This is a genomic window from Tenacibaculum aquimarinum, from assembly GCF_022478115.1.
In the GTDB taxonomy this organism is placed as follows: domain Bacteria; phylum Bacteroidota; class Bacteroidia; order Flavobacteriales; family Flavobacteriaceae; genus Polaribacter; species Polaribacter aquimarinum_A.
Window position 1 is genome coordinate 881,247 of record NZ_JAKGSC010000001.1, and the last position, 20,023, is coordinate 901,269.

The window sequence follows — 20,023 nt, forward strand, 5'->3', positions numbered from 1 at the left end:
TTTTTATAAAGCTTTGTCGTTAATTGTTTTTACAAGAATACCAGAAATTAATTTGACATCTTTTTTATCTAAATCATAAAAAAGAGGAAGGCATAAAATTCTACTAGAAATGTCTTCAGCTATTGGTAATTCTTTTTTTTCTTTAATGTAATTCAAGGACGAAGAAAGTGAAGGATAAAAATATCTTCGGGCAAAAATTTGTTCTTTTTCTAGTTCTTTTACACAGGATAATAATTTTTTTTCACTGTCTAAAAGAATAGGATAAAATGAGTAGTTTTTATTAATTCTTTGCTCTATTTTTTGATAAACTAAATTTAAGTTTTTTAATGATTTATCATATAGTTGCGTTAATTCCTTTCTTCTATCTAGAATATTGTTGAAGTATTTTAAATTTAAAATCCCCATTGCTGCATGGAATTCAGAATTTTTTGCATTAATACCAAGATGAGAAAAAGAAACAGAATCTTTAAAGCCAAAATTTCGCATTGACTTTAGTTTTTTAAATAGTGTGATGTTTTTTGTTACTAAAAAACCGCCTTCAATTGTATGGAAAATTTTTGTTGCATGTGTGCTACAAATACTTATATCTCCATAGTCAAAAATTGATTTTCCATTTACTTTAATTCCAAAAGCATGTGCACCGTCATAAATTACTTTTATATTGTGTTTTTTTGCTATTATTTCTATAGCTTCTACATCACAGGGATTTCCAAAAACATGTGTTGCTAAAATAGCAGATGTTTTACTTGTAATTGCTGCCTCTATTTTTATTGGGTCTATATTTAGAGTTTCGTTATTTATATCAACAAAAATAGGCTTACAGTTTTCCCAAACGATAGAAGATGTAGTTGCAACAAAAGAAAAAGGTGTTGTAATAATTTCCCCTCTTAAATCTAAAGCTTTTATAGCTAATTGTAGTGCAGTTGTACCATTGTTAACAAATAAAAGGTTATTAGTTTTTAGGTGATTGGTTAAATCTAATTCTAATTTTTTTACTAGCGAACCGTTATTTGTTAACCATTGAGTTTCCCAAATTTTAGAAATAAGGTTATTGTATTCTTTTTGAGGAGGTAAGAATGGCTTATTTACAGGAGTCAACGTTTTTTTTGTAAATATAAATATAATTACCCAATAGCAGAAATCTGTTTTTATAAAGAATTATGTTTTCCGTTTTAATTAGATTTGTTAGTGTTTTTTATTCTTTATCTTTAGAAAAAATAATTTTAAATGAATGCAATAAGTAAACTATTATATCTTCTACTAATTATAGGAACAATTTACTGGTCTTTTTTAGCATTAAAACCAAGTGTCTCAACAGCTCAGAAATTAGAAAAAACTACAGGTTTTTCAACAGAAAATGCACTTGGACATTTAAAAGAAATTTCTAAAGAAAGTCATTTTCCAGGAACAAAAGCACATAAAGCTGTACAAAACTATCTTGCTAGTGAATTTGAAAAATTAGGTTTAGAAACTGAAATTCAAACCCAAGTAGCTTTTAGAGCAAAGTGGTTTGTTGGCTCAACAACAGAAAATATAATTGCAAAAATAAAAGGAACTGAAGAAGGAAAAGCTTTATTGTTATTATCGCATTACGATAGCAATCCGCACTCTGCAATTGGTTCTAGTGATGCTGGTTCTGGAGTTGTAACAATTTTAGAAGCAGTACGCGCTTTTTTAGCTAAAAATAAACAACCTAAAAACGACATTATAATTTTACTTTCTGATGCTGAAGAGATTGGTTTATTAGGCGCACAAGCATTTGTAGATTTTCATCCGTGGACAAAAAACGTTGGTTTGGTTTTAAATTTTGAAGCACGTGGAAGTGGTGGTCCAAGTTACATGTTAATGGAAACCAACGGAAAAAATAGTAAGTTACTTGCCGAATTTAAAAAAGCGAAACCCAATTTTATAGCAGCAAATTCTTTAATGTACAGCATTTATAAAATGTTGCCAAATGATACAGATTTAACTGTTTTTAGAGAAGATGCCAATATAAACGGATTCAATTTTGCATTTATTGGAGATCATTTTGATTATCATACTGCACAAGATAATTACGAGCGTTTAGACAGAGAATCGTTAATACAACAAGCAGATTATTTAATGGCAACGTTACCATATTTTGCCAATTCCGATTTATCTAATTTAGATTCCGATAAAGATTTAGTGTATATAAATTTTCCGTTTTTAAAGTTATTAACCTATCCTTTTTCATGGGTTTTACCAATGTTACTTATTGCATTAGGCATTTTTATTGTTTTAGTTTTCTTAGGAATCTCTTATGGGAAATTAACCTTTAAAGGTCTTTTTAAAGGCTTTATTCCGTTTTTATCTTCATTAATAATTGCTCCTTTAATTGCTTTTGGTTTGTGGAAATTACTACTGATAATTCATCCACATTATAATGATATGTTACATGGTTTTACCTACAACGGTTATCAATACATAATAGCATTTGCTATGCTAACTTTTTGGATACTTTTTAAAATCTACAATTACTTTTTTAAAGATATTTCTCAAGCAGATTTATTAATTGCGCCAATTACCTTTTGGTTAGTAATTAACGGACTTGTATATCAATATTTACAAGGAGCTGCGTTTTTTATATTACCTGTTTTTATTGCCTTATTAATACTTGCTGCTCTACTATTTATGGATGTTCGTAAAAAATCGAAACCGGTTTTATTTGCGTTATTATCAATTCCTACAATTTATATATTTGCACCTTTGGTAAAAATGTTTCCGGTTGGTTTAGGGTTAAAAATGTTGTTTATTTCAGCGTTATTTATTGTGTTGTTATTCGGATTAATGGTACCAATTTTTCATCAGGAGAAAAAGAAAAATAACTTACAACGTTCTTTTGGGTTTTTAGCAATTTTATTCTTTGGAGTTGCAACTTTTAATAGCGGATTTTCTACAGACAAGAAACGCCCAAACAGTTTGGTGTATTTTCAGAATGAAGAAACAAAAATGGCCTATTTTGGAACTTACAATACTACTTTTGATGCTTATATTTCACGAAAATTAGGAGATAATTATTCTGAAGGAAATATTAAAAATGCAATTACATCAAGTAAATATGGATCTACTTTTAAATACCATACAAGAACTGATAACAAGCAAATAAAATCTTCAGAAATTAGTATGAATTCGGACACCGTTTTCAACGGAAAAAGGCACCTTAATTTTACCATAAAACCACAAAGAGAATTAACCAAAGTAGAAATTTTATCTAAAAAAGGAAGTATGATTGATAGCTTGTTTGTTAATAATGTACTAACTAAAGATAGAGATAAAGCAAAAGCAAAAAACGGTACTTTTTTAATCTATTATTTTGCAAATCAAGACAAGGATTTGAACTTAAAGTTTCAAGTTGAAGAAAATAAAAGTTTAGAATTTATTTTAAACGAAGTTTCTAATGATTTATTAACGCATCCTAAATTTAATATTATACCAAGAGACAGCATAATGATGCCTATGCCTTTTGTTACTAATGATGCTATTATTACTTCTAAAATGTTGAGGTTATAAAAGTAAAAAGAGAATTAAATTTTATAAATAACCTTAAACATAATAGTTCTTGGGAAAACAAAAGTTTTAGTTTCGTTAAATAAAACATTTGACAAATTTGAGTTTATTTTATTGGTGTTATTTAACAAATTCTTTGCTTTGATTTCAAAGCCCCAAGAGCTATCTTCTTTCTGATAAAAAATTGAAGAATTTATTTCATTGAACGAATTTGAGGTTTTACTAACTCTGTTTTTAAAGTAATTATATAAAAACTCTCCTTTAAACTGCCAATCACCTTTTTCATAGTCTATCGTAAAATCCACATTTGTTCTATCGGATGTGCTATTAAAAAATGAGTTTGTATTATCATTATAACTTTGGCTTAAAGAAAAATCTACATTTGGGCCATTAATATAAACAGACCTAAAACCAATTCTTGAAAGAATATTATTATTAGTTGCATTTACTTCTAAGTTATTTAATAAAGTTGAATAATTCATATTACGGTATTCTGTAAATAATAAAGCTTTCCAGTACTTATAATTGTATACAACTCTAATACTACTTGTAAGTTCTTTTACAGGTTCGTTTATATTAATAGGTGATAGGGAATTATAAATTGTATTAGATTGAAAAGTATTTTGAACTGTATTATTCTTTAAACGATAACTAATTCTTGGATAAAAACTCCAACCATAATTTTGATATTTTCTAAAGTTTAATCTAAAAGTATGATAAAAACTCTCCTTAAGGTTAATATTTCCTAAATAAATGGAGTTAAAACTTCTTAAAGAATTATTTATTGCTAGTTCTTTTGTGTCTGGGAAATTGTTAGTGATAGCATAATTAAATGTTAATTTTCTTTTCCTATCAATATCCCATTGAAAATTAACTTCAGGCAAAATAAAGTTTTGATAACGCGTATAAATAGCGTCTTGTTGTTTGTTTACTCTATTGTAGTTTTGATATTTTAATTTTAACGTTAAAAAGGCTTCTCCAATTAATCGTTTGTATTCCACATCTAAATCTGATATAATTTTATTATTTGAAAAAGAGTTATTAAAACCTTGAAAATCATTCACTCGAGATGTTAGTACTTGTTGACTATAATTGTCATAATCATCAAGTAAAATTTGATTTGATATTTTTAAGTATAAATGATTTTTAGGGTTTATAATCCAAAAATGTTTTAGAGAGGTATTAAATTCAAACAATTTATTTTTCGAATTTTGTAAAACGTCATAATTGTCAGTGTTAATAATTGGAAGCGAATTAGAAAATATATTTTGATCACTATTCCAAGCTATATTATCTTCACTTTTAATTGCTTTTAAGCCAAATTTAGCTTGTGAAGTATGAAAAATTGAAAACTTTTTTTCTATTTTTAAATCTGTTTTCACTGAAAACTGTTTGACCTTTTCTTCTGTCAAAAAATCTAAACTGTTTGTAGATAAAACACTATTATTTATCTCGTCAGAATTTGCAGATGAGAAATCTATTTTTGTTTCAAATTTTAAGCGAGTATTTTTATTTGGTTTAGCTTTGAGTTGAATTTTACCAAGCAATATATTTTGCTTTTGTTTCCCTAGAGTAATTCTATTTTCAAAAATATTATCTATTAAGTAATTTTGAGATTGTTCAACTCTAGAGCTGCTTTTATCAGATAATGCAATTACAAAAGTACTCCAATCGTTTTTCTCATTTTGATTCCATTGCACATTAAAACCTCCAAATAAATGTTTGCTGGTTGTAAAATCTTTGTCTCTCAATAATTTTACAATTGGTGATTTATAAATGGATGAAAAAGAGTTTACATCAAAACCACCTTCATAATTTATATATTCTTTTAAAGTGAACGATTTATCGTTTGTATTATTAAAATCTCCAATAAAATTATAATTTACTTTTGGGGAATACTTAAATAAAGTTGGATGCACTACATATCTATCCTTTATTCCTCCTCCCACTTCAATATTTCCAAAAGCAAATTTCTTTTTATCTTCTTTTAAATTAATGTTTAAAGCCACCTCTTCAGACGTTTCTAATCCTTTTAACAAAGAACTTTCATGGTAATCTTCAATTACTTGAATTTCAGCAATTACATCAGCAGGAATATTATTTACAGCTAACTTTGTATCACCAGTAAAAAACTTTTTATTTTCTACCAAAACAGTGGTTACTTTTTTACCTTTTACAGTAACATTTCCTTTTCTGTCTACTTCAACTCCAGGAAGTTTTTTTAAAACCTGACGTAATTTACGCTCTTTACCATTTGTAAAAGCATCAGTACGATACGTTGTTGTATCTTTTTTTACTACAATAGGTTCTTTATAAGTTATTATAACCTCTTCTAGCTCATTTGGATCTTCTTTTAATATAAAAGATTTTAAGACATCTTTTTCAAGAGTAAATATATTTTCTTTTAAAGTAATAAAACCTATATGACTAATTGTAATTTTATAAGAAGCATTTTTGGTAAGTTTTAACTCAAAAGAGCCATCTTCTGTTGTCGTCGAGTAGGAAAATTTCCCTTCTTTCCCTATAGGTGAAGCAATTATGTTTGTATTATATAAAGCATCTCCTTTTTGATTATAAACGGTACCTCTTATTGTGATTTGTGCATAACCCCAAAAAGTAGACAACAAGAAAAATATTATTATTTTTTTTTTCATATTTAGCTATTAATCCTTTGTAACTTTTCTTGCTTCTCTTAACAGTTTTATTTTTTCTCTTATACTAATTTTTTTTCCTTCTTTCGGGCTTTTAACTTTTGTTTTTTTTGGATTTAAGGTAATTTTATTAACTGTATAAATAACCGCTTTATGCTTATGTAATTGTAGAATTAATCCAGGTAAACCCCCATTACCAATAGGTCCATAGGGTACAGGTATTTCTGGTGTATGCCAAGCTGTGAAAAAAACATCTATGCCCGCTCTATTATTAAATTCTTTTCTTTCAGCTTTATAGCAAGTATAGCCATCTATTATTTTTACACCTGCTGTTAATTTCCAATCTTTCATTTTAAAGTCATGGTTTACCCAATAATTCTCACCCTTAATCTCTTTTGTGTAAAAAGCTTCTCTTTTTTGAGAATTTTGATACCAATTAAAATATGAACTAATAATAACTAAAGCTAAATTAGATTGCATTTTATTAATTGGGATATGATTTTCTTTTTGAAAAAAAGCTTTTTATTATATTTTAAGGAAAAACTCATTAAACCAACTTCTTTTTCATAATTAATTTTAATCTGGAGTTACTTTTCTGGCATCCCTCATTAATTTAACTAATTCATCTGAAGTTATTAACTCCCCATTTATTAGTTTGGGTGTTTTTTTAATTCTTTTTGGGTTAAGAGTTATTTTTTTAGTAGTTAAAGAAACTAAATTTGGGCGTATTAATTGTAGTATTAGTCCAGGTAATCCTCCATTTCCAAGAGGACCATATGGGACTGGTATATCAGGAGTATACCATGCAATTGTTTCAACATATTTATTAGTTCTTTTATTTAATTCAGTTCTAACAGCTTTATAGCAAGTAAAACCATCAATTATTTTAGCATCCTCCTTTAATACCCAATTAATCATTTTTTTATATTGTACCTGATATACTTTATCTTTAACTTCTCTGTTTACAATCGATTTAAGTCCATCTGAGTATTGAAACCAATCAGAATCTGAACGTATTAAGATTCTTGCTAGTTTTGAATATCTTTGGTCTTTTGGGAGATTGTTTTCTTTTTTAAAATAAGAACTCTTTTTAGAGTAAGATAATGTAAAAGTCATAATATCTATTTCTTCGCTTATAGCTTTTATTTTCAAATTATCTTTAACATAATTTTTAAGAGACTCTGCTTTATAAATTACAATACCAGTTTGAGAATATACCATTTTTGTAATTAAACATAGAATTAGAAGTGTTTTTTTCATTTTGAACTCTTTAAATTTTAAAGAAAGGGAGATTATCTCCCTTTCATATTTCTATCTTTCTAACCTTCACATTCAGATAAAAAGAATTGATAAATTCCTTCATAATCTGCTTGAGTTAAATCGTCTCCAAATGCATCTTCAAATCCACCCATTTCAACGCAAGCATATTCGTGACAATTTTTTTTATCTAGGTTCTTTTCAACGGCATTTGCAGAAAAAGTAAATGCTCCTAATAATACGAATGTTAATATTAATCTTTTCATAATGTAAAAATTTAAAATGTTAATTAAAGTCTTTAGTATAAAGACTTGTCAAAATGTTTTTTAATTTCTACGAGGTATGTTACTTTTGTAACACTTTCCTCTGTTTGTGTTTTGTCAATTGATAGGCACTAATTTTTAAGTTAAACATTTATTTGCAAGATTTTTTGTTCTTAAATTTATAAGCAGAGGATTTTTCTTTTTCATAGATTATTTAATCTACTGTATATTTTCGAGCGTCCCTTGATTTTTTAATAACTTCCTTAATAGTTACCTTTTCTCCTTTGGGTATTTTAGGTATAGTTATTTTTTTTGGATTTAAAATAATTTTATTAACGGTATAAGTAACTCTTTTATGACGTTTTAATTGGAGTATTAAACCTGGTAAACCTCCATTTCCGATAGGGCCATAAGGGTATGGAATATCAGGGCTAAACCAGGCGGTAATTAAAATGTTTTTACCAGATCTACTGTTAAATTCTTTTCTTTCTGCCTTATAACAAGTATAACCGTCTATAATTTTACTTTTATTAGTCAATACCCAATCTGACATTTTACTGTCATGATTTACTAAATATGATTCACTTTTTATTTCCTTTTTATAAAAAGATTCTTTTTTAATTGCATTTTGAAACCAATTATTTTTAGCTTCAATAAGGACAGATGCGTAGGAAGCCATCATATTATTTAAAGGAATGTTTTTGCTTTTTTTAAAATGAGAAATAAGGTTATTGTATTTTAGTGTAAAGCTCATTAACTTTATTTCATCTGAAATAGCTTTTGCTTGAGGATTTGTTTGTTCAAAATCTACTTTTGCATTATAAGTTATTATGCCAGATTGTGATATAACTTGAAAACTAATAATGAAAAATAAGTATGTAATTTTTTTCATATTTTTTTAAAATTAAAATAATTAGGTAGATTAAACCTACCTAATTATATACTCTTTATTCTTCTAAAGTTCCTGAACATCCTCTGAAGGCTAAGTCGTATATTTGATCGACTTGTTCTTCACTTAGTTCCATCCATGTTTCAAAAGCGGCTACAGTTTCGCAGGCTTCAACGAAACAATCTTTTTTAGCTTCTATTAAATTATCAGCATTTACTAAACTACTACTAGCAAAAACAAACACTAATACTAAAATTATTTTTTTCATAATTTCCAAAATTTATAACCTATTTAAAGGTTAGTTGATAAAATATTCTTTTAGAATTCTATATGAGTAAACAAGTTTACAATTCTTAAGAAACTTGTAGGAAAAGCTTTACTTTTGCAAAACTTCCTCTGCTTAGTTTTGTTTATTTACATAGGCAATTATTTTTAAGTTAAACATTTATTTACAAGATTTTTGTTTTCTGAAATTTAAAGGCAGAGGATTTTTTTTTCATAGCAATCTCATTCTTATTAATCTAAGTTCTCCAAAGTTTAAAAAGTATTTTGGAGTTTCAAAATATTCTTAATTCCTTTTTCGCTCCGTAGTTTTACGAAGATCTTCGTAAAACTACGGAGCGAAAAAGGACGTATTATATGTTTTAATTATTTGTATATTCGTTTTGAAGAAAAAAATACTATTCCCAAAAATTACTATTAATGGAGTACATAAACCCAGCAGAAGTTTTAAAAACTAAATTACTGCAACGTATTAGAAAAGAAAGAGAAGAGAAAGGTTTAACGCAATATGATCTTGCTCGTAAAATAGGTTTAAGTCAAACTGCGTATCATAAAATAGAAAGAGGAGGTACAAGATTAGATATGTTTAGGTTTTTTAAAATTGCAATTATTTTAGAAATTTCGCCATCTAAATTAATGGATAATTAAGTAACCTTAAGTAAGAAAAAACCTTTATAAACAAGCCAGACGAAAACAAAAAAGTGCAACTATTTTCAGTTGCACTTTTTTGTTTTGGTAACGCTCAAAGTAAAGGAAATGAGAAGCTGAAACAAGTTCAGCTTTACAGGTTTCTAATCTATCTCTGAAACACGTAAGGTATTTACCATTCCTTTAGCTTCAACAGGCATAGAAGTAAGGTTAATCATATAATCTCCTTGTTTTACAAAGCCTTTTGCTTTTGATATTTTGTTGATGTCTTCTACGGTGTCATCTGTACTTCCGTTTTTGTCATAAAAGAATGCTCTAACACCCCAAAGTAAGTTTAAACGGGCTAAAATTCTTTTTTCAGATGAGAAAACTAATACATGCGATTTTGGTCTCCAAGCTGAAATTTGAAACGCCGTATAACCACTATTAGTTAAAGTTGAAATAGCTTTAGCTTCTATATCATTTGCCATTAATGCTGCATGATGACAAACCGATTTTGTGATAAATCTATTGGTTCTAATATGTGGTGGTGCAGATGGAACTTGAATTAAATCTGAATACTCTACACTTCCAATAATTTCAGTCATTTTTTGGATAACCTTAATTGGGTGTTTACCAACAGAAGTTTCTCCAGAAAGCATAACAGCATCGGCTCCGTCCATAATTGAGTTGGCAACGTCGTTAACTTCTGCACGTGTTGGTACAGCGTTTTCGATCATTGTTTCCATCATTTGTGTGGCAATAATTACTGGTATTCTTGCCAACTTAGCTCTACGCACTAACATTTTTTGAATAATTGGTACGTCTTGCATTGGTATTTCTACACCTAAATCTCCACGAGCAACCATTAAGCCATCACAATAAGGTATTAATGAGTCTATATTTTCTACTGCTTCTGGTTTTTCAATTTTAGCAATTACAGGAACTCTAAAGTCTGAATTTTGCTTAATTAAATCGCGTAACATTCTTAAATCTTCTGGATTTCTTACAAATGATAATGCAATCCAATCTACTTCTAGTTTTAATGCAAAAATTGCATCTTTTTTATCTTTTTCTGTTAAAGCAGGAAGTGAAATATCTGTATTTGGTAAGTTTACACCTTTTTTAGAGTTTAAAGGACCTCCTACAATTACTTTTGTTGTTACTGCTGATTTTTTATCAGTTGCAGTTACTTCAAATAATAATTTACCGTCGTCTACTAAGATTTTTTCACCAACTTTTACGTCTTTTGGAAAACGACCATAAGTCATAAAAGCTTTTTCTTTGGTTCCAATACATTCTTCTGTAGTAAAAGTAAAGGTATCTCCGTCTTCTAACATAACGCCTTCTTCCATAACTCCCACACGAAGTTTTGGGCCTTGTAAATCTGCTAAAATGGCAACATTGTAACCGTTTTCTTCATTAATATCTCTAATGGTTTTTACAGTCTTTTTAACATTTTCATATTCAGCATGTGAAAAGTTAATACGAAATACGTTTACACCTTCTTTGGCTAATCTCGTTAAAATTTCTTTACTATTTGTTGCAGGTCCTAGTGTTGCAACTATTTTTGTTTTTTTATTATGTGGCATAGTTAAAAAATTAAAGAATCTTTAGATTTTAATGTTGTTTGGTCTATTTTGTAAGAAGTTATTACTTCTGGTATAGTTTTTATTTTTGTTAATGCATCTTGTACATCAGCATAATTTGTATCCCCAGTTATTTTTAAGAAGAAATCAACTTTTTTCTTTTCTGGGATTAAATAATTTTTGGTTTCACTTGTAAATAATACATTTTCCGAAGATATATTGGTATTGTTGGAAAAGATGTTGGAAATTAAAAACCAATCAAAATCGTATTTAGAATCTGTAAATTTGTAAACAGGAAAAGAAGCGTTGCTATTTTTTCCTTCAAAATCTAAATCGTAAGCTGCTCTAGAAAAAGTAGTTTTAAGTTCTTTGTTAAGCAAATATGCTAACTTATAATCTTCTAAAGTAGTATGAATTCCTAATAACGTGTAATTATCTTCGCAAAAATCATCAAAATTTAACGAGTGTACTTGCATAAAACAAAGTTAAGCATTGTTATGTTAGGTTACAGTAAAACTTACGAAAACGTTATAGGCAATTGTTTAACCTGTAATAGAATCTTGCATAGCATAATATACTCTTTTTGAAGCTTGCTCTTCAGCTTTCTTTTTAGAAGTGGCTCTTCCTTTAGCTACAAAATTACCATCAATGCTAATCTTTACACTAAAGTGCTTTATATTTTGATTACCAGTGTCTTCGTACGTGTCAAAAGAGTACTTTTTCTTTTGTTTTTGGCACCATTCTATAATTAACCCTTTGTAACTTGTAATCTTTCCTTCTAAGCGCTCAATATCTACATAAGGTTCTATAACTTTATCGTAAATAAATTGATTGCAATAATTGTAACCTCTATCTAAATAAATAGCGCCAATTAATGCTTCAAAGATATTACCATGAATATTATCTCCAATATGATCGTTAGAAATGTTACTTTTTACAAAATTAATGAGTTCCAAATCTTTACCTAGCTCATTTAAATGTTCTCTACTTACAATTTTAGAGCGCATTTGTGTAAGATAACCTTCGTCTCCAGACGGAACTTTTTTGTATAAATAAGAAGCAATTACAGAGCCCAACATAGAATCGCCTAAAAACTCTAAGCGTTCGTAATTTATAGGATTTCCTTTACTATCCGTTTCTTTTATAGAGCGATGTGTAAATGCTTTTTTGTAATGAAAAAGCTTTATTGGTTTAAAATTGAGTAATTCTTTCATTTCATAATAAAAGTCCTCATCTTCTTTGTTTTGAGGTTTTACTATTCTACGAAGGAAATTATTCATATAGTTAGTCTATTTTTTTAAACGCAACACATGCATTATGACCTCCAAAACCAAAAGTATTACTTAAAGCAATTTTTATGTCTCTTTTTTGAGACTTGTTTAAAGTAAGATTTAATTCTGGGTTAATATTCTCATCAACAGTAGTATGATTTATTGTTGGAGGAACAATACCATGTTTCATTGCTAAAATAGAAGCAATAGATTCAATAGCACCTGCGGCTCCTAATAAATGACCTGTCATTGATTTGGTAGAATTGATATTAATATTCTTAGCATGCTCTCCAAACACTTCAGAAATTGCTTTTAATTCAGCAACATCTCCAAGTGGAGTAGAAGTTCCATGTGTATTAATATGATCTACGTCTTCAGGTTTAATTCCTGAATTTTCTAAACAGTTTTTCATCACAGCAATTACACCAATTCCTTCTGGATGTGGTGCTGTCATGTGATGTGCATCAGAAGACATACCGCCTCCAATAACTTCTGCATAAATAGTTGCGCCACGTGCTTTAGCATGTTCGTATTCTTCTAAAACAAGTGCTCCTGCTCCTTCACCTAAAACAAAACCATCTCTGGATCCGTCAAAAGGTCTAGATGCTGTTTCTGGACTTTCGTTTCTTGTAGATAATGCGTGCATGGCGTTAAAACCACCAACACCAGAAATTACAACTGCAGCTTCAGAGCCACCAGTTACAATAACATCACAAGTACCTAAACGAATGTAATTTAAAGCATCTATCATTGCGTTAGCAGAAGATGCACATGCAGAAACTGTAGTATAATTTGGTCCCATAAATCCATTTTTAATAGAAATATTTCCGGGAGCAATATCTGCAATCATTTTAGGAATAAAGAATGGGTTAAATCTTGGTGTACCGTCTCCAGCGCCAAAATTTATAGCTTCATTTTGAAATGTTTCTAAGCCACCAATTCCTGCTCCCCAAATTACACCAACGCGTAATTTGTTTAATTTTTCTAGATCAAAATTTGCATCTGCAATAGCTTCGTCAGAAGCTACCATTGCATATTGCGTAAATGGATCCATTTTACGTGCGTCCTTTCTGTTAATAAAGTCCGTTACTTCAAAGTTTTTAATTTCACATGCAAAACGAGTTTTGAACTTGGCAGCATCAAATCTTGTGATAGGCGCTGCACCGCTAACTCCGTTAACTAATGCGTTCCAATATTCTTCAATATTATTACCAATAGGCGTTAATGCGCCAAGTCCAGTTACTACAACTCGTTTTAATTGCATATAAAAATTACTTTTTTGCTTCTTCTATATAACTTACTGCTTGACCAACTGTACCGATGTTCTCAGCTTGATCGTCTGGTATTTGAATATCAAATTCTTTTTCGAATTCCATAATTAATTCTACAGTATCTAAAGAATCTGCTCCTAAATCGTTTGTAAAGCTAGCTTCTGTTGTTACTTCGTTATCGTCTACTCCTAATTTGTCTACGATAATAGCTTTTACTCTTGATGCAATGTCTGACATAATGTTCTAATTTTTTAAATTTAAAATCGAGGCAAAAATACTATTTTTATTAATTCAATCTAATTTTTGCTCGAAAAATGAGTTCTAAAGTAAATAAAATTATAATCTTATCCAATAGAAATCACATTTGTTAATATTTATTCTTTTTTTTGCAGTAACATCACAACCTTATAAATAAATGAAACGTATTGTTATTTTTGCCTCTGGGTCTGGTACTAATGCAGAAAATATTATTAATTATTTTCAGTTAAATAAAACTGCGGAAGTTACTCATGTGCTGTCTAACAATGAGCATGCCAAAGTGTTTGAAAGGGCTGAACGCCTTGGTATAATGGCTTCTTTGTTCGATAAAGATGCCTTTAGAAAAGATAAAACTGTCCTAAATTTTTTATTGCAAGAAGCAGATTTTATTATTTTAGCTGGTTTTCTTTGGAGAATTCCTTCAGAGATTGTTAAAGCATTTCCAAATAAAATTATAAATATTCATCCTGCATTATTGCCAAAATATGGCGGAAAAGGAATGTATGGAATGAATGTTCATAAAGCTGTAAAAATGAATAATGAGACAGAAACTGGAATCACAATTCACTATGTAAACGAAAATTATGACGAAGGAGCGATCATTTTTCAGGCAAAAACGTCAGTTTTAAGAGAAGATTCTCCAGAAGATATTGCAAATAACATTCATAAATTAGAACAAATACATTTTCCGAAGGTTATAGAAAGTGTTATTTTACAGCATGAGTAAGAAAAAAAAATACTACGTTGTTTGGAAGGGAAAAAAAACGGGCGTTTTTACTTCTTGGAAAGTTTGTAAAACACAAATTGATGGTTTTGAAGGTGCGCAATACAAAGCTTTTATAAGTTTAGATGAAGCTGAAAAAGCTTTCAAAGGAAGGTATGAAGATTACAAGGGTAAAAACACAAAGAAACCTACACTTTCTACTGCTGAAAAAGCAAAGTACGGTTCTCCAATTTTAGAAAGTTTAGCTGTTGATGCTGCTTGTGCTGGAAATCCAGGAAAAATGGAATATAGAGGTGTTTTAACCAAATCTAAAAAACAAGTTTTTATTCAAGGTCCTTTTAAAAAAGGAACTAATAACATTGGTGAGTTTCTTGCACTAGTTCATGGATTAGCATTATTAAAGTCGAAAAAATTAGACGATTTACCCATTTATTCCGATTCTAAAATTGCCATGTCTTGGGTTAAAAAAAAGCAATGTAGAACTAATGTTGTTTTTGATGCTTCTAATAAAGAGGTGTTAGAATTGATAAAACGTGCAGAGAAATGGCTTAAAGAAAACTCTTTTAAAAACCCAATTTTAAAGTGGGAAACCAAAGCTTGGGGAGAAATTCCTGCAGATTTTGGTAGGAAGTAAATGAGTTGGCAGTACTCAGTTGCAGTATTCAGTTAACAATAGACTACTACTGTGAACTGACTACTGAGCCTTTACAAATTATAACCAACAGAAAACATAATTATTCTCGGTAAAATATGTGTTTTTGTATCAGAAATCAAATAATCAGAAAATCGATTGTTTTGTTTAAAAGTGGTATTGAATAAATTTTGCGCAGTTATTTTGTAACTCCAAGCGCTATCATCATTTTTATAAGACAATGTTGTATTTGCAATTTCATAGCTATTTTCTATTCCTTGCACTTTGTTTTGATAGTTATAATGTGTGTAATCAAAATTAAAAATAAAGCCTTTTAAGAAGTCGTAATCTACATTTAAATAAGGCTCATCGGTTGTAAATTTTGACATGGAATTATTGGATGTAAAATTACCAATACTTCTTTTAAAACCTACTTCTATGGTTGGAAAATTATCAAACAAGGTTTCTGCACCAACATCAAAAGAATAGTTTTCATTTTTATTGGTTGTAAAACTGTTATTTACATTTTGTAAATAACTTGAATTGGTATATCTACCCGATACTTTATATCTAATTTTTTTAATTCGTTTTCTAATCGAAGAATTAAAACCCCAATTTTCTGACGGATTTTCCAATAATTGAATCGTTAAAAATTGATTTATACCATCAAATTCCACCGCATTTCTAAATCCGTTGAGTTTTTTACTGTAATTTGCGCTTGCATTAAACATTAAGCCACGGTACAAACTAAAACGGCTGTATCTAATTCTTGCGGAATGATATAACTCGTTTTCTAAATTATCATTTCCCTTAAAAACCGAGTTATACGATTGTAAATAAAAACGATTTGCTAATTTTGAGGCGTCTGTAAAATTGGATTTTAAATTATAGTTTACTTGAATTTTTTTGGATTTATTGAATTCAATTTTCATCAAAAAATCAGGCAAAACAACCCACTTATTTTTATCAGTTTGTGTTTGTTGGTTTACTTGCCAATTGTAGTTGTGTAAATATGCACCCTGTTTAAAAGTGAAAATTCCTGTTTTAAATTTATAATGAAGACCTGCAAAAAAATCGTTGTGCTTAAAAACTGTTGTATTGTTAAAACCTGCGGAAGTAAAGTTATTGTGAGAACCATTATCTAAAATTTGGCTATCTGTATTCACAAATTTTTCTTGTTGATGTGTATTACCAACTGTTGTATAAATATGATTGCTATTATTTAACACCCAAAAATCTTTAAAAACGGTGTGTAAATGATGCTTTTTGTTTTCTTTAAGTTGTTGTAGTCTGTTCTCGTTTTGAGTATCATCAAACGGAATTAAGCCTTGTAAAATAGGATTTGTAGTGTTCCAAAAAGTGGTTGGGTTATTTGCGTCAAAAGTATAATTTGCCGTTGCTGAAAATGTATGTTTTTCAGATTGTTTTTTATGCCATTCAATATTCTGATTTATATACCAAGCTCCATTTGTATTGTCTGTTAAAATGCTGTTGTTAGCACCATTTACTAAAGAAATAATACTATTATTTTTATAATTATTGGTTTTTTTAATTTGAGTTCTTGCATACCATTGTTCCGTATCATTTGGCGCATATTCTAAAGATAATTTACCAATACCTAACACATTTTTCTGACTGTTTTCATTGGTTTTTTGTTCCGTAAATGAAGAATATTCATTTAACGTCTCTATAAAATTTTGTGTATTGGTGTGCGAAAAAATAACGTAGCCAGAAACGTCTAATTTGTCGGAAGTTGTTTTAGTTATGTTTAATGCACCAAAACGCTGGCGACTGCTTACCAAATCGTTGCTTTCTAAAAATTGACTAAAATCGCCACCTCTAAAATTAAAATTGCCATTAAAAACGGCATTTACACCACCAGAAAAACTTAAGTAATCTTTAAATGTAAATGTTTTTTCACCTGTATTGTTAAGGTTTCCAATAAAATTAACATTGGTTTTAGGCGAATAATAAAATAAGTTTGCGTGTGTTTTATAATAATTTTTATTGCCTTTTCCTGCTTCAATATCACCAAAAAGAAAACGTTTTTTATCTTCTTTTAGCTGAATGTTCATAGCCATTTCATCAGAATCGGAAACATTTTTTAAAAAAGCAACTTCGTTATAATTGTCTAAAACTTGTACTTTGTCTATAGCATCTGCTGGTATATTATCTACCGCTAATTTTGTGCCACCGCCAAAAAACTTTTTGCCATCTACCAACATGGTCGTTACTTTTTTACCTTGTACGGTAACGCCGCCATCTTTGGTAACCTCAACACCTGGTAATTTTTTAAGTACGTTTTTTAACTTACGTTCTTCTCCTGTTACAAAGTGCTCCGTATTATAGGTTGTGGTATCTCCTTTTACAGAAATGGGTAATTCTATAACCACTTCATCTAATTGGTTTTTAGCTTCTTTTAATACAAAGTTTTTGGTTGTGTCTTCTCTAGGAGTTATAACATAATTTAAGGCTTCAAAACCTAAATAACTTATGCTAATTGTATAAGCGTTGTCTTTCTTTAAAGTTAAAGAAAATCTACCTTCTTCATCTGTAATAGCAAAAGTTAAGTTTTGACTTACATCTTTTGGTTTTGCAATTACATTGGCAAAAGATAACGGATTTTGCAAACTATCTTTTACTGTACCTTTTAATTTTATGTTTTGGGCATTTGCAAAAAGACTAAAAATTAAGGCAATTACAAGTAGTAGTTTCTTTAACATGGTTTAAAAAGCTTTCTTTTCTCTAAAATAATCTGAAGAAGCTTTTCTCATTAATTCATAATGTTTTTTTAAAGTTACTTTTTCACCTTTTATTGGTTTAATAATATCAATTTTAGTTTTCGAATTTAATTCAACTTTAATAGCCTTAAAAATCAATTTTCCTTCATGTAATTCTAAAATTAATCCAGGAAGACCACTAAACTCTTTTGGTCCAAAACCTATAGAGATTTCAGAAGTATACCAAGCTATTATTTCTTTTTCTATTATTCCTTTTTTATTTTCTATGATTTTAATTCCAATAGCTTTATTACAATTGTAATTACCTATTTTTTTTGTCTCTTTGGTTAGCTCCCATTTTGTTTTAGGATATGTAATTAAAAATGGTTCTCCAAAAGATTCCTTTTGATGTAGAATTAATTCATTTTTTTCTGTATAAAAAATTCCTTTTCCTGCTATTATTTCTGTTATACTTGTTTGTCTTTTCCCATCATTATTCATTTTTTTATCTTTAGAAAAGAAAGATTTATTGTTGTTGAATACAAGAGTATATTCTATATCACCTTTGCTTTTAGTTAGTTGATTTAAAAAATGTTGACTTTTTTTTGATAAATCATTTTTTTGTAAAGACTTTTTAAATCCATTATTATCTAAACTTGCTATATAAGTAATTTTATGACTTGCGTTCTCATTTTGAGAGTAACTGTTACTTATTGTTAATAAAGTTATTAATATTGTATAAAGGTATTTCATTTTATGGGTTTTAATACCCTACCATAACATTGTTTTTTTAAACAGTTACAATAGGGTTAAATTAATTTTTCAATTTAAAACAGTTGATCCAAGCATTGACTGTATACATTGTTAAAAATTTCACTTCTAGTTTCATCACTTAAGTTGTAAAATGAAGCAAACGCTCTTGAATGAGAGTATGCTATATCAAAACAAGAAGTAACAGTTTCTGTCGATGTTTTATTATTTAATTCTTTAGAATTCGCATTAACTAAACTTCCAGTAGCAAATACAAATGCTAGTACTAAAATTATTTTTTTCATAATGTAAAAATTTAAATTGTTAATTAAAGCCTTTATTATAAAGCCTTGTTAAAATGTTTTTTAATTTCTACGAGGTGTATTACTTTTGCAACACTTTCCTCTGTTTGTGTTTTTGTCAATTGATAGGCACTAATTTTTAAGTTAAACATTTATTTGCAAGATTTTTGTTCTTAAATTTATAAGCAGAGGATTTTTCCTTTTCATATAGCAATCTCATTCTTATTGTATTAAGTTTAAAAAAATATTTTTAATTTCTATCTTCTTTTTTGGGAAAGAAATCTCTTTGAACTTTCTTTAACAATACTGTCAAACTCTCTTTGGGTCACATTTATGCCTTTTTTATGAATAAACACATTTTCTTTTTTTGACTTTAAAAACTCAATCTTTGAAGCATACATATTCATTTTACTATTATCAAGTTCTAATATTAAACCTGGTAATCCAAAATATCCAGCAGGACCAAAAAAACTTGGTAAATCAGGACTGAACCAAGCAGTTACTTTCTTTTTAAATATGCCAGCAGGGTTAGAAACTATATCTTCTGAAATTGCTTTATAACATTTAAAGTTATTAATAACTTTAAAATCGTCAGTTATTTTCCATTTTTTAACCTCTATTTTAACTAAAAATAGATCACTTAAGAAATCTTTTTCGTGAAGATAAATCTCCTTTTCTCTATTTACATAAAATCTCCCATTAGTCCCTGTAATTATTGTTGCTATTTTTTTTAAATCGTTTTTAGATTCACTCATTTTAGATTCATTTACAATAAATAATGATTGTTGGTTTTCTATTGTTAATTGATATGAAATATCTTTCGAAGACTTAATTATTAATGAGTTTAATTTACTTATTTCTTTTTTATAAGACTTTGTTTTACTCGAATCAAGTTTAGAACGATAATCTATATTGTAAGTAATTTTTAAAGATTTGTACTTTTGCGAAAAAGCATTTTTAGAATTACTAAAAAAAAATAATGTTATAAAAAAAGGGATGAAAATTTTCAT

The 20,023-nt window shown here is 28.5% G+C and carries 20 protein-coding genes; 4 read left to right on the top strand and 16 right to left on the bottom strand.

Annotated elements, in window-relative coordinates:
- Positions 1 to 3: 3 nt before the first annotated feature.
- Positions 4 to 1,098, bottom strand: a complete 1,095-nt coding sequence (locus L1S33_RS04160) for a DegT/DnrJ/EryC1/StrS family aminotransferase (RefSeq protein ID WP_240561339.1) — start codon at positions 1,096 to 1,098, stop codon at positions 4 to 6.
- A gap of 129 nt (positions 1,099 to 1,227) precedes the next feature.
- Here L1S33_RS04160 and L1S33_RS04165 point away from each other — a divergent pair, with 129 nt between their 5' ends.
- A complete protein-coding gene (locus tag L1S33_RS04165) occupies positions 1,228 to 3,531 on the top strand; it encodes a M20/M25/M40 family metallo-hydrolase (protein ID WP_240561340.1) in 2,304 nt (767 codons plus the stop codon).
- Between the two features lie 14 nt (positions 3,532 to 3,545).
- Here L1S33_RS04165 and L1S33_RS04170 read toward each other — a convergent pair whose 3' ends face one another.
- The 6 genes from L1S33_RS04170 to L1S33_RS04195 form a co-directional block, all read right to left on the bottom strand.
- On the bottom strand, positions 3,546 to 6,182 hold the full coding sequence (locus L1S33_RS04170; protein ID WP_240561341.1) for a TonB-dependent receptor: 2,637 nt from the start codon (positions 6,180 to 6,182) through the stop codon (positions 3,546 to 3,548).
- A gap of 9 nt (positions 6,183 to 6,191) precedes the next feature.
- Positions 6,192 to 6,659 (bottom strand): GLPGLI family protein, encoded by a 468-nt coding sequence (locus L1S33_RS04175; protein WP_240561342.1) that lies wholly within the window; start codon positions 6,657 to 6,659, stop codon positions 6,192 to 6,194.
- A gap of 96 nt (positions 6,660 to 6,755) precedes the next feature.
- On the bottom strand, positions 6,756 to 7,439 hold the full coding sequence (locus tag L1S33_RS04180; RefSeq protein WP_240561343.1) for a GLPGLI family protein: 684 nt from the start codon (positions 7,437 to 7,439) through the stop codon (positions 6,756 to 6,758).
- Positions 7,440 to 7,498: 59 nt separating this feature from the next.
- Entirely contained in the window at positions 7,499 to 7,702 is a 204-nt protein-coding gene (locus L1S33_RS04185; RefSeq protein ID WP_240561344.1) for a hypothetical protein, read from the bottom strand.
- A 211-nt stretch (positions 7,703 to 7,913) separates the two neighbouring features.
- Positions 7,914 to 8,591, bottom strand: coding sequence for a GLPGLI family protein (locus tag L1S33_RS04190; RefSeq protein WP_240561345.1), 678 nt, complete (start codon positions 8,589 to 8,591; stop codon positions 7,914 to 7,916).
- A 55-nt stretch (positions 8,592 to 8,646) separates the two neighbouring features.
- Positions 8,647 to 8,856 carry a hypothetical protein gene (locus tag L1S33_RS04195; protein WP_240561346.1) on the bottom strand — a complete coding sequence of 70 codons (210 nt, stop codon included), beginning with the start codon at positions 8,854 to 8,856 and terminating at the stop codon, positions 8,647 to 8,649.
- A 434-nt stretch (positions 8,857 to 9,290) separates the two neighbouring features.
- Between L1S33_RS04195 and L1S33_RS04200 the strand changes: the two genes are divergently transcribed.
- On the top strand, positions 9,291 to 9,518 hold the full coding sequence (locus L1S33_RS04200; protein ID WP_240561347.1) for a helix-turn-helix domain-containing protein: 228 nt from the start codon (positions 9,291 to 9,293) through the stop codon (positions 9,516 to 9,518).
- Between the two features lie 143 nt (positions 9,519 to 9,661).
- Here L1S33_RS04200 and pyk read toward each other — a convergent pair whose 3' ends face one another.
- The 5 genes from pyk to L1S33_RS04225 all read right to left on the bottom strand — a co-directional run bounded on the left by pyk (position 9,662) and on the right by L1S33_RS04225 (position 13,865).
- Positions 9,662 to 11,089 carry a pyruvate kinase gene (gene pyk, locus L1S33_RS04205; RefSeq protein WP_240561348.1) on the bottom strand — a complete coding sequence of 476 codons (1,428 nt, stop codon included), beginning with the start codon at positions 11,087 to 11,089 and terminating at the stop codon, positions 9,662 to 9,664.
- A gap of 2 nt (positions 11,090 to 11,091) precedes the next feature.
- Positions 11,092 to 11,562, bottom strand: coding sequence for an IPExxxVDY family protein (locus tag L1S33_RS04210; protein WP_240561349.1), 471 nt, complete (start codon positions 11,560 to 11,562; stop codon positions 11,092 to 11,094).
- A gap of 66 nt (positions 11,563 to 11,628) precedes the next feature.
- Complete coding sequence (gene rnc / locus L1S33_RS04215; protein WP_240550826.1) at positions 11,629 to 12,366, bottom strand: ribonuclease III; 738 nt, start codon at positions 12,364 to 12,366, stop codon at positions 11,629 to 11,631.
- A 4-nt stretch (positions 12,367 to 12,370) separates the two neighbouring features.
- Positions 12,371 to 13,621 (bottom strand): beta-ketoacyl-ACP synthase II, encoded by a 1,251-nt coding sequence (gene fabF, locus L1S33_RS04220; RefSeq protein WP_240561350.1) that lies wholly within the window; start codon positions 13,619 to 13,621, stop codon positions 12,371 to 12,373.
- 7 nt (positions 13,622 to 13,628) lie between these two features.
- Positions 13,629 to 13,865, bottom strand: a complete 237-nt coding sequence (locus L1S33_RS04225; RefSeq protein WP_004569249.1) for an acyl carrier protein — start codon at positions 13,863 to 13,865, stop codon at positions 13,629 to 13,631.
- 178 nt (positions 13,866 to 14,043) lie between these two features.
- Between L1S33_RS04225 and purN the strand changes: the two genes are divergently transcribed.
- Both purN and L1S33_RS04235 read left to right on the top strand, forming a co-directional pair.
- The gene (purN, locus tag L1S33_RS04230) at positions 14,044 to 14,613 is read left to right on the top strand and encodes a phosphoribosylglycinamide formyltransferase (protein ID WP_240561351.1); all 570 of its coding nucleotides are present in this window, start codon (positions 14,044 to 14,046) and stop codon (positions 14,611 to 14,613) included.
- On the top strand, positions 14,606 to 15,244 hold the full coding sequence (locus L1S33_RS04235; protein ID WP_240561352.1) for a ribonuclease H1 domain-containing protein: 639 nt from the start codon (positions 14,606 to 14,608) through the stop codon (positions 15,242 to 15,244). Before purN ends, L1S33_RS04235 begins: the two co-directional genes overlap by 8 nt.
- Before the next feature lie 71 nt (positions 15,245 to 15,315).
- Here L1S33_RS04235 and L1S33_RS04240 read toward each other — a convergent pair whose 3' ends face one another.
- The 4 genes from L1S33_RS04240 to L1S33_RS04255 form a co-directional block, all read right to left on the bottom strand.
- Positions 15,316 to 17,964 (bottom strand): carboxypeptidase-like regulatory domain-containing protein, encoded by a 2,649-nt coding sequence (locus L1S33_RS04240; RefSeq protein WP_240561353.1) that lies wholly within the window; start codon positions 17,962 to 17,964, stop codon positions 15,316 to 15,318.
- A 3-nt stretch (positions 17,965 to 17,967) separates the two neighbouring features.
- Entirely contained in the window at positions 17,968 to 18,714 is a 747-nt protein-coding gene (locus L1S33_RS04245; RefSeq protein WP_240561354.1) for a GLPGLI family protein, read from the bottom strand.
- Positions 18,715 to 18,788: 74 nt separating this feature from the next.
- On the bottom strand, positions 18,789 to 19,016 hold the full coding sequence (locus tag L1S33_RS04250) for a hypothetical protein (RefSeq protein WP_240561355.1): 228 nt from the start codon (positions 19,014 to 19,016) through the stop codon (positions 18,789 to 18,791).
- Between the two features lie 254 nt (positions 19,017 to 19,270).
- Entirely contained in the window at positions 19,271 to 20,023 is a 753-nt protein-coding gene (locus L1S33_RS04255) for a GLPGLI family protein (protein WP_240561356.1), read from the bottom strand.

Bases quoted from the DNA above. Each gene is read 5' to 3' on its own strand.
- L1S33_RS04165 (WP_240561340.1), top strand. From the start codon at position 1,228: ATGAATGCAATAAGTAAACTATTATATCTTCTACTAATTATAGGAACA.
- L1S33_RS04185 (WP_240561344.1), bottom strand. From the start codon at position 7,702: ATGAAAAGATTAATATTAACATTCGTATTATTAGGAGCATTTACTTTT.
- fabF (WP_240561350.1), bottom strand. From the start codon at position 13,621: ATGCAATTAAAACGAGTTGTAGTAACTGGACTTGGCGCATTAACGCCT.
- L1S33_RS04255 (WP_240561356.1), bottom strand. From the start codon at position 20,023: ATGAAAATTTTCATCCCTTTTTTTATAACATTATTTTTTTTTAGTAAT.
- pyk (WP_240561348.1), bottom strand. From the start codon at position 11,089: ATGCCACATAATAAAAAAACAAAAATAGTTGCAACACTAGGACCTGCA.
- rnc (WP_240550826.1), bottom strand. From the start codon at position 12,366: ATGAATAATTTCCTTCGTAGAATAGTAAAACCTCAAAACAAAGAAGAT.
- L1S33_RS04250 (WP_240561355.1), bottom strand. From the start codon at position 19,016: ATGAAAAAAATAATTTTAGTACTAGCATTTGTATTTGCTACTGGAAGT.
- L1S33_RS04195 (WP_240561346.1), bottom strand. From the start codon at position 8,856: ATGAAAAAAATAATTTTAGTATTAGTGTTTGTTTTTGCTAGTAGTAGT.
- L1S33_RS04245 (WP_240561354.1), bottom strand. From the start codon at position 18,714: ATGAAATACCTTTATACAATATTAATAACTTTATTAACAATAAGTAAC.
- L1S33_RS04210 (WP_240561349.1), bottom strand. From the start codon at position 11,562: ATGCAAGTACACTCGTTAAATTTTGATGATTTTTGCGAAGATAATTAC.
- L1S33_RS04225 (WP_004569249.1), bottom strand. From the start codon at position 13,865: ATGTCAGACATTGCATCAAGAGTAAAAGCTATTATCGTAGACAAATTA.
- L1S33_RS04200 (WP_240561347.1), top strand. From the start codon at position 9,291: ATGGAGTACATAAACCCAGCAGAAGTTTTAAAAACTAAATTACTGCAA.
- L1S33_RS04170 (WP_240561341.1), bottom strand. From the start codon at position 6,182: ATGAAAAAAAAAATAATAATATTTTTCTTGTTGTCTACTTTTTGGGGT.
- L1S33_RS04240 (WP_240561353.1), bottom strand. From the start codon at position 17,964: ATGTTAAAGAAACTACTACTTGTAATTGCCTTAATTTTTAGTCTTTTT.
- purN (WP_240561351.1), top strand. From the start codon at position 14,044: ATGAAACGTATTGTTATTTTTGCCTCTGGGTCTGGTACTAATGCAGAA.
- L1S33_RS04190 (WP_240561345.1), bottom strand. From the start codon at position 8,591: ATGAAAAAAATTACATACTTATTTTTCATTATTAGTTTTCAAGTTATA.
- L1S33_RS04235 (WP_240561352.1), top strand. From the start codon at position 14,606: ATGAGTAAGAAAAAAAAATACTACGTTGTTTGGAAGGGAAAAAAAACG.
- L1S33_RS04175 (WP_240561342.1), bottom strand. From the start codon at position 6,659: ATGCAATCTAATTTAGCTTTAGTTATTATTAGTTCATATTTTAATTGG.
- L1S33_RS04180 (WP_240561343.1), bottom strand. From the start codon at position 7,439: ATGAAAAAAACACTTCTAATTCTATGTTTAATTACAAAAATGGTATAT.